Origin of the sequence: Oliverpabstia intestinalis (assembly GCF_009696065.1) — a bacterium.
Taxonomy (GTDB): domain Bacteria; phylum Bacillota; class Clostridia; order Lachnospirales; family Lachnospiraceae; genus Oliverpabstia; species Oliverpabstia intestinalis.
The window spans coordinates 40,361-53,163 of record NZ_VUMS01000014.1 but is presented as its reverse complement, the minus strand read 5'-3'; the positions used below and the strand labels follow the sequence as shown (position 1 = coordinate 53,163).

The window sequence follows — 12,803 nt, the reverse complement described above, 5'->3', positions numbered from 1 at the left end:
TGTGAAAAATAAATAGGATGATTATAATTCCTGTTCAGAAAGCCATATCAGAAAATTTTTAGTAAGAGAAAGTTTTTTTCTTATCGAAATAACGTAGCATATCAGCAATATCTTCCCATTCTGCATTGTCCGAACTGTTTGTACCAATTAAAAATTCATTCGGTGTAGTTTCAAGTGCTGAAGCGAGTCGCATAATAACTTCCGTAGATGGAATGGAGATTCCACGCTCAATATTAGAAAGATATTTATAACTTAAATCCGCTCGTTCTTCGACTTCAGATTGCTTCAACCCAAGCTGTTCACGTCGGGCTGCGATGCGTCTGCCGATTTCTTTATAATCCAGTGACATATGTTCTCCTTGACTTTTCTTTTAATCATATGAAAAAATGTTAGTTTAATAAACTGAACTATTAATGAATATCCGATTATAAATACGAATATACGAGAGGGAATGGAAGAAAGATATAAAAAAGCAGATTTGGATAAAAATGGATATATTTCAGCTCGGGAGTATGTTCGGTTAAGAATTTCAGAATATGAAGAAATAATAAAAGAGTACAAAGATATGTAGAATACTTTTCTAATTGTATTGAGAGAAAGCAACTATAAAAATATGATTAGAACCAGATAAAACCATGAAAATGATAAAAAAGATAATATGACAAGTGTGTATATGGGTGGAATAAGTATTGCAATTATGGGAGAGATTGTTTCTATGTTAAAGAAGAAAATGCAGATAAATATATTTGAATAGAAGAAGCCAGTGAACTTATTGGAACAAGCGAAACAATGAAAGAAAAGAAAGAGGAATATCAGGAAGAAGAAAACATACAACAGGAACAGGAAAAGGAGGTTCAGCAGTCTGACAGTTCTCAGAGTTCCATCTCTCCTTTTTACGGCATCTGGTGTGGTGCGGCAAAGACGGAGGCAGAGGCTCAGAAACAGGCAAAGAAAATCCGGGAAAATGGATTTGATGCGCAGGTGTTTGTGACTACGGACTGGAGCAATCTGAATACTGAGAAATGGTATGTTATCACGGCTGGTATCTATGGAACAAAGGAAGCTGCCTCTGCGGTACTCCAGGATGTGCAGAGAGTTTGTTCGGATGCGTATATCAAATATACCGGAAACTGGCAGGGATAAAAGGGAATCCTGTAAATCGATTTTATGAAAAGAACCGATAGTTTTTGAAAGATACAGAAAACTATCGGTTCTTGATTTTACGAGAGCAACGAGTCAAACAGCGTATCATGGCTGAAAGCCGGAAAAATACAGCTTCTCAATCCCCAGATATTTACTGATGCAAACCCTTGCCGCCCCAAGAAGCACCCCTGTATCCTGAAGCGTGGAAAGTTTCAGCTGACAGGTAGCGCGGAAACGTGCGGAAAGTTTCTGCAAAATCTCCGGGAGCAGTTGAGGGAGGTAAGCGGTCAGCTGACTGTTCAGGATAATACATTCCGGGGAGAACAGGTTCCAGAGATTGTTGATTCCACAGGCGAGATAGGTAGTGAATTCATCCACTACAGCCAGAGCATCAGCTTCCTTCTGATTATAGCTCCAGACCAGATCGTCGATCGAGACAGTGGTGCGACCGGATAATTCCTGGTAGCGGGAGAGAACCGCCGGTTCGGAAATATATTGTTCGAGACAGCCATGATTGCCACATGGGCAGGAACGGCCGCCGGGCTGGACGATCATGTGACCGGCTTCTCCTGCTGTTCCGGCGAAGCCGGTATATAAATGGTGATCCAGAATAATTCCCGCACCGACACCTGCATGAATGCTGACATGAATCAGGTTTTTATGATTTTCCACAAAAGTCTTCTCGGCGAGGGCAGAAAGATTTGCCTCATTTTCCAGCCATACCGGAATATCGAGAGCGTCTGTCAGAACATCTACAATGGGAAGATCTGCCAGATGATAATTCGGAGTAAAAGTGATCTCATTCCGGCAGACGGTTCCATGGATGCCGATACCAATTCCCACGACACCAAAAGGAGTAGCGGGAAGAAGACGAATCTGATTCTGAATGATCTGCAACAGGAAATTGATTGCGGTGTCCCGTTCCAGCGTACAGTTATACTGATGAAGTCGGCAGTTTTGTCCAAGCAGATCACAGACCATCAGCACGGTGCATTCCACGCCGAGATCGAGGGTGATAATATAACCATTCTGTCGACAGAACTGTAACAGGATCGGTTTTCGACCATACTGAGTCTGGTCGCTTCCGATTTCTTCGATATATTGTTCGTCCAGCAGATCCTGCACGATAGCAGAGATCGTTGCTTTGGTGAGTCCCAGTTTTTTTGATATAGCCGCCCGGGAAAGAGGACCGTCATTGATGACCGTTTCTAAAACAAGCCGTCGATTCATCTCCCGGATCAGTTCTCTGCTTCCTGTGACCATGCAGGCACCTCCTTCCTGTAAAATCTTCTTTTTCTTAAACTAATATTTACCATACCACAATTTGTTTGATAAGTAAACAAATTAAAATAAAGAATGTTCCAGGACACATTTTTCTCAATTTTCAGTAAACTAAAAAATATCTTGACGAAAGATACAACAAGTGATACAGTGTGATTAGTTTAGTAAATAAACAAATGAAACGAAAAAGAAACTGCACGGAAGATCCGTCAGAATAAACAGTGAAAGAAAATCAAGGAGGAATAAGATCATGATGAACATGCCGGAAGTAAAATTAGGTATCGTAGCCGTAAGCAGAGACTGCTTCCCGATCACCCTGTCCGAGTCAAGAAGAAAAGCAGTGGCAGCAGCTTATAAGGGAGAACTGTACGAATGTCCAACCGTAGTAGAGAGTGAGCTGGATATGCAGAAAGCCCTGAAAGAGGTGCAGGAAGCAGGATGTAATGCCCTGGTTGTCTATCTTGGGAACTTCGGTCCGGAGACCGCAGAGACTCTGCTGGTAAAATATTTTGACGGACCGTGTATGGTGGTTGCGGCAGCAGAAGAGCATGGAGACAATCTGGTACAGGGACGTGGAGATGCATATTGCGGTATGCTGAACGCAAGCTACAACCTGCAGCTTCGCAATCTGAAAGCATATATCCCGGAATATCCGGTAGGAACACCGGAAGAAGTCGCTGAGATGATGGAAGAGTTTGTTCCGATTGCAAGAGCCGTTGTTGGTCTGAAAGATCTGAAAATTATCACTTTCGGTCCGCGTCCGCAGGACTTTATGGCTTGTAATGCACCGATCAAACAGCTGTTCAACCTGGGTGTGGAGATCGAAGAAAACTCCGAACTGGATCTGTTCGAAGCATTTCACAAACATGACGGAGACGAAAGAATCCCGGCAGTGGTTGCAGATATGGAAAAAGAACTGGGGGATGGAAACAACAAACCAACCATTCTTCCAAAATTGGCACAGTATGAACTGACTCTCCTTGACTGGATCGAAGCACACAAAGGATCGAGAAAATACGTTGCCATCGCAGGAAAATGCTGGCCGGCGTTCCAGACGCAGTTCGGTTTTGTTCCGTGCTATGTGAACAGCCGTCTGACCGGAAGAGGCATCCCGGTATCCTGTGAGGTGGATATCTATGGCGCACTGAGTGAATTTATCGGAACAATGGTAAGTAACGATGCTGTAACCCTGCTGGATATCAACAATACCGTACCTGCAGATATGTATGAAAGTGAAATCAAAGGAAAATATAATTATACACACAAAGATACATTTATGGGATTTCACTGTGGTAATACCACAACCGGAAAACTGACTTCCTGCTCCATGAAATATCAGCTGATCATGGCAAGATCCCTTCCGGAAGAAGTGACACAGGGAACACTGGAAGGAGATATCGTACCTGGAGATATTACATTCTTCCGTCTGCAGAGTACGGCTGACGGAAAACTGCGCGCTTATGTGGCAAACGGTGAAGTACTTCCGGTTGCTACCCGTTCCTTCGGTGGCATCGGTATCTTCGCGATTCCGGAGATGGGAAGATTCTATCGTCATGAGCTGATCGAAAAAGGCTATCCACATCACGGAGCCGTTGCATTCGGGCACTATGGAAAAGCACTGTTTGAAGTATTCAAATACATCGGCGTAACACCGGATGAGATCGGATACAACCATCCGAAGGGAGACCGATATCCGACAGAAAATCCTTTTGCATAAAATAAAAATAGATCAGATACAGGAGGAAAAAATGAAATATTATATTGGCGTAGACCTTGGAACATCTGCAGTAAAACTTCTGCTGATGGATCAGGAAGGACAGGTTGTCAATATCGTATCCAGAGAATATCCACTGTCGTTCCCGCATCCGGGCTGGTCAGAACAGAATCCGGAAGACTGGTGGGAACAGTCGAAAGAAGGAATCCGTGAACTGATCAGCAAGATCGACGCGGCAGAGGTGGCAGGTATCAGTTTTGGCGGACAGATGCATGGACTGGTTATTCTGGATGAGAAGGATCAGGTGATCCGCCCGGCGATTCTGTGGAACGACGGGCGAACCACAAAAGAAACCGATTATCTGAATCAGGTGATCGGAAAAGAAAAACTGTCTGAATATACGGCGAATATCGCATTTGCCGGATTTACCGCACCGAAGCTTCTGTGGGTAAAGGAAAATGAGCCGGAAAATTTTGCGAAGATTTGTAAAATTATGCTTCCGAAAGACTATCTGGCATACTGTCTGACCGGTGTACATTGTTGTGATTACTCCGATGCATCCGGTATGCTTCTGCTGGATGTGAAAAATAAATGCTGGTCAGAACAGATGATGGAAATCTGTGGCGTCAGCAGGGAACAGATGCCGGAACTTTTTGAAAGTTATGAAAAAGTGGGCACATTAAAACCGGAGGTAGCAAAAGAGCTGGGACTGCCGGAAACCTGTCTGGTGGCAGCTGGTGCCGGGGATAATGCTGCGGCAGCAGTGGGAACCGGTACAGTGGGAGATGGTCAGTGTAATGTGTCTCTGGGAACCAGCGGAACAATTTTTATTTCCAGTGAGAATTTCGGTGTGGATCCGCACAATGCCCTGCATGCATTTGCCCATGCTGACGGACATTATCATCTGATGGGATGCATGCTGAGTGCGGCATCCTGCAATAAATGGTGGATGGATACCATTATCGGAACGAAAGATTACGAAAAAGAGCAGAAAGTGATAGAAAAGCTGGGAGAAAATCATGTATTCTTCTTACCGTATCTGATGGGAGAACGCTCTCCGCATAATGATCCGCAGGCGAGAGGAACCTTTATCGGCATGTCCATGGATACCACACGTGCGGATATGACACAGGCGGTTCTGGAAGGCGTGGCGTTTGCGATCCGTGATTCTTTTGAGATAGCAAAATCTCTGGGGATTCATATAGAGAGAACCAGGATCTGTGGCGGTGGAGCGAAGAGTCCACTGTGGAGGAAGATCATTGCCAATGTACTGAATATCAAAGTGGACCGGATCGCTTCCGAGGAAGGGCCTGCCCTTGGCGGTGCGATGCTTGCTGCAGTTGCGGATGGAACCTTTGCATCGGTGGAAGAGGCGGCTGCAAGGATCGTGAAAGTGGTGGAAACCGTAGAACCGGATCCGGAGATCGCAGAAAAATACGAGACACAGTATCGGAAATTTGTGCAGATCTATCCGACGGTGAAAGCGTTATTCCCGAAGCTTTCCTAGAGCGTGTCTGAAAAAGGCTTTTCGTGAGTTGGGGGCTTGCAGATTGCGGAAATGATTTTTCAGACATGCTCTAGATACAGAATAATACAGATAAAAGATTTCCGGAAAAATAAAAACAGACGACAGAACAGACATGACTCTTCCGGACAAAGATACAAACGAATGTACAGACAATAAAGTAATGGGAAAACGGGCAGGAAACTAGTTTCAGATAGTATTCCTGCCTGCTTTTACATTTGTGCTTTATACAGAAAACATATATAACAGAGATAACTGTGAAGGTGTGGAGCAGTTATTGATAAGAGTAATTATATACACATGGAGGTTTTTACAAATGAAATACGATTTTACAACAATCATGGATCGTCACGGTATGGATGCGATTGCGGTAGATGGTCTCAGTGAAGACGGACAGGGAAGTCCGGCGAAACCAAAAGAGGGATTTGATATTATTCCGATGTGGGTGGCGGATATGAATTTTGCGACAGTACCGACTGTACAGGAGGCAATTGCGGAGAGAGTAAAGCACCCGGCATTTGGATATTTTGATCCGCGGGAAGAGTATTTTCAGGAGATTATCGACTGGCAGACGAAACGAAACGGTGTAGAGGGACTGACTGCGGAGGCAATCGGGTATGAAAATGGTGTACTCGGCGGTGTTCTGTCTACATTACAGGCATTTGCAAGTCCGGGGGATGCAGTGCTTCTGCATAGCCCGACTTATATCGGATTTACCGGATGCATCGGAAATTATGGATATAAGATGGTTCACAGTCCGCTGAAAAAAGATGCGGAAGGAATCTGGAGGATGGATTATGAAGATATGGATGCGAAGATCAAAGAGCATCATATCCATGTGGCAGTCTTCTGTAATCCCCATAACCCGTGTGGACGGGTATGGGAACGCTGGGAGATTGAAAAAGCGATGGAAGTATACAAGGCCAATGACTGCGTGGTTATCTCCGATGAGATCTGGTCGGATCTGATCCTGGAAGGATATCATCATACGCCGGCACAGTCTGTCAGCGAGGATGCGAGAAACCGCACCGTGGCGATGTATGCGCCGAGCAAAACCTTTAACCTGGCAGGCCTGGTGGGAAGTTATCATATCATTTACAATTCCTATCTTCGTGACCGGGTGATGGCAGCCAGCAGTAAATCACACTATAATGCGATGAATGTACTTTCCATGTATGCACTGATCGGTGCATATAAACCGGAAGGCTATGAGTGGGTGGATGAACTGTGCCGGGTACTGAGCGGAAATGTTTCCTATGCCTGCGATTTCATCAAAGAACACTTTCCCGGTGTCACATTAAGCCGCCCGCAGGGAACCTATATGCTGTTCCTGGACTGTGAAGAATGGTGTAAGACACATGGAAAAACCATCGACGAGGTTCTCAAAGCCGGTTGGGATGTAGGTGTGGCATGGCAGGACGGTCGCCCGTTCTTTGCCCCGTACGGCATCCGCGTAAACCTGGCACTGCCACTCAGCAGAGTGCAGGAAGCTTTTGAACGGCTGAAAAAATATGTGTTTGTGGAAGAAAAATAAAATACCTTTTGCCTCCAACATCATAAAATGACGATGTCAAGAAAAAGTACTTGACACCCATAAAAGATTGTTGTATGATGTCCAAGGTGATGCACATGGATAAGCTTGCGAGACAGGCATTGTTATATGATTTTTATGGCGAACTGCTGACGGAGCATCAGCAGAATGTTTACGAAGATGTTGTGTTGAATGATTATTCGCTCAGCGAGGTGGCGCAGGATCAGGGAATCAGCCGGCAGGGGGTTCATGATCTGGTGAAGCGCAGTACCAGAGTACTGGAAGAATATGAAGAAAAACTGCATCTGGTAGAAAAGTTCGTAGCGGTCCGCGAGAAGGTACATGAGATTCACGGACTGACACAACACTATGAGGAAAAAGATCTGAATCAGGTGATGAACCGGATCGAGACTTTATCCCACAGCATATTAGAGGAGTTATAATACATGGCATTTGAAAGTTTAACTGAAAAACTGCAGAATGTATTCAAAAACCTGAGAAGCAAAGGCCGTCTGAACGAGGCAGATGTAAAGGTAGCATTAAAAGAAGTTAAGATGGCACTTCTGGAAGCAGATGTCAGTTTTAAAGTGGTAAAACAGTTTATCAAAGCGGTGCAGGAACGTGCGATCGGTCAGGATGTGATGAACGGACTGAATCCGGGGCAGATGGTGATCAAGATCGTAAACGATGAACTGGTATCTCTGATGGGAAGTGAGACCACGGAGATCGCGTTGCGCCCGGCAGGAGAGATTACTGTTATCATGATGGCAGGTCTTCAGGGTGCAGGTAAGACAACAACCACAGCAAAGATCGCCGGAAAGCTGAAAGCAAAAGGCAGAAAGCCATTGCTTGTAGCCTGTGATGTTTATCGTCCGGCAGCAATCGCACAGCTGCAGATCAACGGTGAAAAACAGGGTGTGGAAGTCTTCTCGATGGGAGATAAACAGAACCCGGTAAACATCGCCAAAGCAGCAATTGAACATGCAAAGAATCAGAACTTTAACGTTGTGATCCTCGATACCGCCGGTCGTCTTCATGTGGATGAAGATATGATGCAGGAACTGATCCGGATCAAAGAAGAAGTCAACGTGGATCAGACCATTCTGGTAGTTGACGCGATGACCGGTCAGGATGCAGTCAATGTGGCAGAGTCCTTCAATCAGAAGGTGGGCATTGACGGCGTGATCTTAACAAAGATGGATGGTGATACCCGAGGCGGTGCGGCACTTTCTATCAAAGCAATCAGTGGAAAACCGATTCTGTATGTAGGTATGGGAGAGAAACTTTCCGATCTCGAACAGTTCTACCCGGATCGTATGGCTTCCCGTATCCTGGGAATGGGCGATGTGATGAGCCTGATTGAAAAAGCTCAGCAGAACATCGACGAGGACAAAGCCCGCGAGATGGAACAGAAGATCAAGAAAGCAACCTTTGGCTTTGACGATTATCTGGAGAGCATGAACCAGATGAAGAACATGGGCGGTATTTCCAGTGTATTGAACATGCTTCCCGGACTGGGAAACAAAGCAAAAGACATCGAGGGTATGATCGATGAGAAAGACATGGCGAGAAAAGAAGCCATCATCCTTTCCATGACTCCGAAAGAAAGAGCCAACCCGGATCTTTTGAACCCGTCCAGAAAGAAACGAATCGCTCAGGGCGCAGGTGTAGATATTGCGGAAGTCAACCGGATGGTCAAACAGTTTGATCAGACCAGAAAGATGATGAAACAGATGCCTGGCATGCTGGGTGGTAAAAGCGGTAAAAGAGGCGGCTTTAAGCTTCCCTTTTAAATAAACAAATAAAACTATAATAAACAAGGATAACCTTAAGGAGGAAATTAAAATGGCAGTAAAAATCAGACTGAGAAGAATGGGTCAGAAAAAAGCACCTTTCTATAGAATCATCGTTGCAGATTCCAGATCCCCAAGAGACGGAAGATTCATCGAAGAGATCGGAACATACGATCCTACCTGTGATCCGAGCGTATACAAAGTAGACGAAGAAGCAGCTAAAAAATGGCTGGCAAACGGTGCTCAGCCTACAGAAGTTGTAAGCAAAATCTTCAAATTAGCCGGTATCGAAAAATAATGCAGGACCGCCAGGGGCTGCTGAATTATGTTGTTGCTGTTCATGATTTGCTCTGAACAGTAATATCGTTTTTGCCTGATGCATTTCTCTGAGATGGAAATGCTCTGACAAATACGTGGAGGTGCGTGATGAAAGATTTAGTAGAAGTAATTGCAAAATCCCTCGTAGACCATCCGGAAGAAGTGGTAGTAAACCAGACTGAAGAGAGCAATGCGATTTTAGTAGAATTGAAGGTGGCACCTTCCGATATGGGCAAGGTGATTGGCCGTCAGGGACGCATCGCAAAGGCAATCCGAACTGTGGTAAAAGCTGCTTCCTCTAAATGTGATAAGAAGGTTGTAGTTGAAATTCTGCAATAGCTGAAAATATGAGGATATAGCCAATGGCTATATCCTTTTTCATTCATTTCCGCGGGTAATATATCGTTGGAAACAGGAAACAAAGAGGAGTAGAGATATGGAACAATTGCTGCAGGTTGGGGTAATCTCCAGCACTCACGGGATCCGGGGAGAAGTAAAAGTATTTCCTACTACAGACGATCCAGATCGGTTCAGAAAATTAAAACAGGTGATTCTGGATACCGGAAGAGAACAGAAAGGTCTGGAAATCGAAGGGGTAAAATTTTTCAAACAGTTTGTGATTCTGAAATTTAAAGGCATTGATAATATCAATGACATTGAAAAGTATAAAGGAAAGAGCCTGTATGTGACCAGAGAACATGCAGTGAAATTAAAAAAAGATGAGTATTTTATTGCGGATCTGATTGGTATGCAGGTAGAACTTGAGGATGGTACAGCATTTGGTGTTCTGACAGATGTGATGCAGACAGGGGCAAATGATGTGTATTGTATCCGGACAGAAGAACATGGAGAGGTTCTGATCCCGGCAATCAAAGACTGCATCCTTGATGTGGATGTGGAAGCAGGAAAAATGAAAATTCATCTGTTGGATGGTCTGATCTGACCGTTTTTTGACGGGACAGATTCAGACAGGTATCCATGTTGATAAAAAGCAGCTGTGCAAACGGCTGTATGATTACAGGAAGGAAAGAGTATGCATTATCATGTACTTACATTGTTTCCCGAGATGATCGAACAGGGTATGGGAACCAGTATTATGGGACGGGCTATGGAGCAGGGACTGATCCGGCTGACTGCAACGAACATCCGGGATTTTTCAACCAATAAACATATGAAAGTGGACGACTATCCATATGGAGGAGGAGCCGGCATGGTGATGCAGGCGGAACCTGTCTACAGAGCATGGAAACAGGTGACCGAATCCATCGGATACAAACCACGTGTGATCTATCTGACACCGCAGGGAAAAGTATTTCAGCAGTCGATGGTGGAAGATTTTGCCAGAGAACAGGATCTTGTATTCTTGTGTGGACACTATGAAGGTATAGATGAGCGTGTGCTGGAAGAAGTGGTAACAGATTATGTGTCCATCGGTGATTATGTACTGACAGGCGGGGAACTTCCGGCACTGGTAATGATGGATGCAATTTCCCGTTTTGTGCCGGGAGTGTTGAACAATGAAGAATCCGCGGAATTCGATTCCTTCCATGACAATCTTCTGGAATATCCGCAGTACAGCCGTCCGGCAGAATGGATGGGGAAAAAAGTACCGGAGGTGCTGCTTTCCGGTCATCATGCGAATATTGAAAAGTGGAGGAGAGAGCAGTCTATCCTGCGAACTCTTCAGAACCGTCCGGAACTTCTGGAAGATGCAGTACTGAGTAAAAAAGAAAAACAGTATCTGGAACAGCTGCGGAGAAATATGGCACAAGAGGATCCATCCCCCTGTGAAAAATAAAAAATCTGGTATTAGAGAAAATTCTTCTCACATATACTGAGTAGTAGTATAGGTGAGGAGGATTTTTCTATATGGAGCCATTTGCTGTCTACAAAGATATACAAGCCCGTACGAAGGGCCAATTCCTTCTGGGGGTGGTAGGACCGGTCCGGACGGGCAAATCCACATTTATCCGGCGGTTCATGGAACTTCTGGCACTTCCGGGAATGGAAGAACAGGATGCTGCAGAGGTGCGGGATCAGCTGCCGGTTTCCGGTTCAGGAAAAACAATTACAACAGTGGAACCCAAATTTATTCCCAGGGAAGCGGTGAATGTAAATCTGGGAGAAGAGATTCCGGTGAAGATCCGACTGATCGACTGCGTGGGATTTATGGTGCCTGAAGCTACAGGGGATATGGAGCAGGAAAAAGAACGAATGGTAAAAACCCCCTGGTATGAACAGGAGATTCCGTTTCATCAGGCGGCAGAGATTGGAACCAGAAAAGTGATCCAGGAACATTCTACCATCGGTCTCGTAGTAACCTGCGACGGTTCCTTCGGTGATATTCCGCGTAAAAATTTTGTGGATGGAGAAGAAAAGACAGTACAGGAACTCAAAAAACAGGGGAAACCATTTTTGATTCTTGTGAATTCGAAAAAGCCGTACGGGGAAGAGGCACAGAAGCTGGTAAGAGAACTGGAAGAAAAATATCAGGCAGCGGTACTCGGGGTAAACTGTGAACAACTTCGAAAAGAAGATGTGCTCCGGATCCTGGAAAAGATTCTTTATGAATTTCCGGTGCGTCAGATCGAATATTACATACCAAAATGGGTGGAACTGCTTCCGGTCACCCATTATCTGAAAGAAGATCTGTTGAAACAGATGAAAGAGAAGATGGGAACCATGGAATATATCCGTGATATCCGGCAGGAAAATCTGGAGATGGACAGTAACTATGTCAAATCAGTCACACTGGAAGAAATCAACCTTTCCAACGGCGTGGTAAAAGTCCGTATTCAGATCGAAGACCCCTATTATTATCAGGTGATGAGTGAGATGACCGGTGTGACGATAGAGAGCGAGTATCAGCTGATCCATACGCTGAAAGAGCTGGCGCAGATGAAACAGGAATATACAAAAGTCCAGCAGGCCATCGAATCCGTACGTGGAACAGGTTATGGTGTGGTGATCCCCGAGAAAAATGAGATCACACTGGAAGAACCGGTTGTGATCCGTCAGGGAAACAAATACGGTGTTAAGATCAAGTCGGTCAGTCCGTCCATCCATATGATCAAAGCGAATATTGAGACGGAGATTGCACCGATTGTAGGAAGCGAGGAACAGGCGCACGATCTGATCACATTCATCAAAGAAAATGAAAAAAATACCGATGATGGTATGTGGGAGACCAATATTTTCGGAAAATCCATCGAACAGCTGGTAGAAGACGGCATCCGTACCAAGATTGCTCAGATCAGCGAAGAAAGTCAGGTGAAGCTGCAGGATACGATGCAAAAGATTGTCAATGACAGCAAGGGCGGGTTGATCTGTATAATTATCTGAAAAAAGTGCTGAGGAAAATGCAAAGAAATTGACAAAGATTTGTAACAAAGTTATAATAAAAGCTGTGGCAAAGAAACCAGTACATTGTTTCTTGTATAATCGAGAAGAGTGCAATGCTTCAGACATAGAAGAAAATACAATAGAAGAAAGTACAAT

13 protein-coding genes are annotated in these 12,803 nt (G+C 44.7%); 11 read left to right on the top strand and 2 right to left on the bottom strand.

Going from position 1 to position 12,803, the window contains the following annotated elements; all coding sequences use genetic code 11:
- Positions 1-58: 58 nt before the first annotated feature.
- The gene (locus FYJ57_RS08895) at positions 59-349 is read right to left on the bottom strand and encodes a helix-turn-helix domain-containing protein (protein ID WP_235904512.1); all 291 of its coding nucleotides are present in this window, start codon (positions 347-349) and stop codon (positions 59-61) included.
- 440 nt (positions 350-789) lie between these two features.
- On the opposite strand from FYJ57_RS08895, the gene FYJ57_RS08890 reads away from it, so the two are divergent.
- On the top strand, positions 790-1,143 hold the full coding sequence (locus tag FYJ57_RS08890; RefSeq protein ID WP_154432385.1) for an SPOR domain-containing protein: 354 nt from the start codon (positions 790-792) through the stop codon (positions 1,141-1,143).
- A 105-nt stretch (positions 1,144-1,248) separates the two neighbouring features.
- Here FYJ57_RS08890 and FYJ57_RS08885 read toward each other — a convergent pair whose 3' ends face one another.
- A complete protein-coding gene (locus tag FYJ57_RS08885; protein ID WP_154432384.1) occupies positions 1,249-2,406 on the bottom strand; it encodes an ROK family transcriptional regulator in 1,158 nt (385 codons plus the stop codon).
- Between the two features lie 268 nt (positions 2,407-2,674).
- On the opposite strand from FYJ57_RS08885, the gene FYJ57_RS08880 reads away from it, so the two are divergent.
- The 10 genes from FYJ57_RS08880 (at position 2,675) to spoIVA (ending at position 12,647) form a co-directional block, all read left to right on the top strand.
- Positions 2,675-4,141, top strand: a complete 1,467-nt coding sequence (locus tag FYJ57_RS08880; protein ID WP_022170901.1) for an L-fucose/L-arabinose isomerase family protein — start codon at positions 2,675-2,677, stop codon at positions 4,139-4,141.
- A 31-nt stretch (positions 4,142-4,172) separates the two neighbouring features.
- Positions 4,173-5,645 carry a xylulokinase gene (gene xylB / locus FYJ57_RS08875; protein ID WP_154432383.1) on the top strand — a complete coding sequence of 491 codons (1,473 nt, stop codon included), beginning with the start codon at positions 4,173-4,175 and terminating at the stop codon, positions 5,643-5,645.
- A 334-nt stretch (positions 5,646-5,979) separates the two neighbouring features.
- Positions 5,980-7,197, top strand: coding sequence for a MalY/PatB family protein (locus tag FYJ57_RS08870; RefSeq protein WP_154432382.1), 1,218 nt, complete (start codon positions 5,980-5,982; stop codon positions 7,195-7,197).
- Between the two features lie 95 nt (positions 7,198-7,292).
- The gene (gene ylxM, locus FYJ57_RS08865) at positions 7,293-7,637 is read left to right on the top strand and encodes a YlxM family DNA-binding protein (RefSeq protein ID WP_154432381.1); all 345 of its coding nucleotides are present in this window, start codon (positions 7,293-7,295) and stop codon (positions 7,635-7,637) included.
- Positions 7,638-7,640: 3 nt separating this feature from the next.
- Positions 7,641-8,987, top strand: coding sequence for a signal recognition particle protein (ffh, locus tag FYJ57_RS08860; protein ID WP_154432380.1), 1,347 nt, complete (start codon positions 7,641-7,643; stop codon positions 8,985-8,987).
- 52 nt (positions 8,988-9,039) lie between these two features.
- On the top strand, positions 9,040-9,285 hold the full coding sequence (rpsP, locus tag FYJ57_RS08855) for a 30S ribosomal protein S16 (protein WP_022170896.1): 246 nt from the start codon (positions 9,040-9,042) through the stop codon (positions 9,283-9,285).
- Between the two features lie 128 nt (positions 9,286-9,413).
- Positions 9,414-9,644 (top strand): KH domain-containing protein, encoded by a 231-nt coding sequence (locus tag FYJ57_RS08850; protein ID WP_022170895.1) that lies wholly within the window; start codon positions 9,414-9,416, stop codon positions 9,642-9,644.
- A 97-nt stretch (positions 9,645-9,741) separates the two neighbouring features.
- Positions 9,742-10,248, top strand: coding sequence for a ribosome maturation factor RimM (gene rimM / locus FYJ57_RS08845; RefSeq protein ID WP_154432379.1), 507 nt, complete (start codon positions 9,742-9,744; stop codon positions 10,246-10,248).
- A 90-nt stretch (positions 10,249-10,338) separates the two neighbouring features.
- Complete coding sequence (gene trmD, locus FYJ57_RS08840; RefSeq protein ID WP_154432378.1) at positions 10,339-11,103, top strand: tRNA (guanosine(37)-N1)-methyltransferase TrmD; 765 nt, start codon at positions 10,339-10,341, stop codon at positions 11,101-11,103.
- A gap of 71 nt (positions 11,104-11,174) precedes the next feature.
- The gene (gene spoIVA, locus FYJ57_RS08835; RefSeq protein WP_022170892.1) at positions 11,175-12,647 is read left to right on the top strand and encodes a stage IV sporulation protein A; all 1,473 of its coding nucleotides are present in this window, start codon (positions 11,175-11,177) and stop codon (positions 12,645-12,647) included.
- The last annotated feature ends 156 nt before the right edge of the window (positions 12,648-12,803 follow it).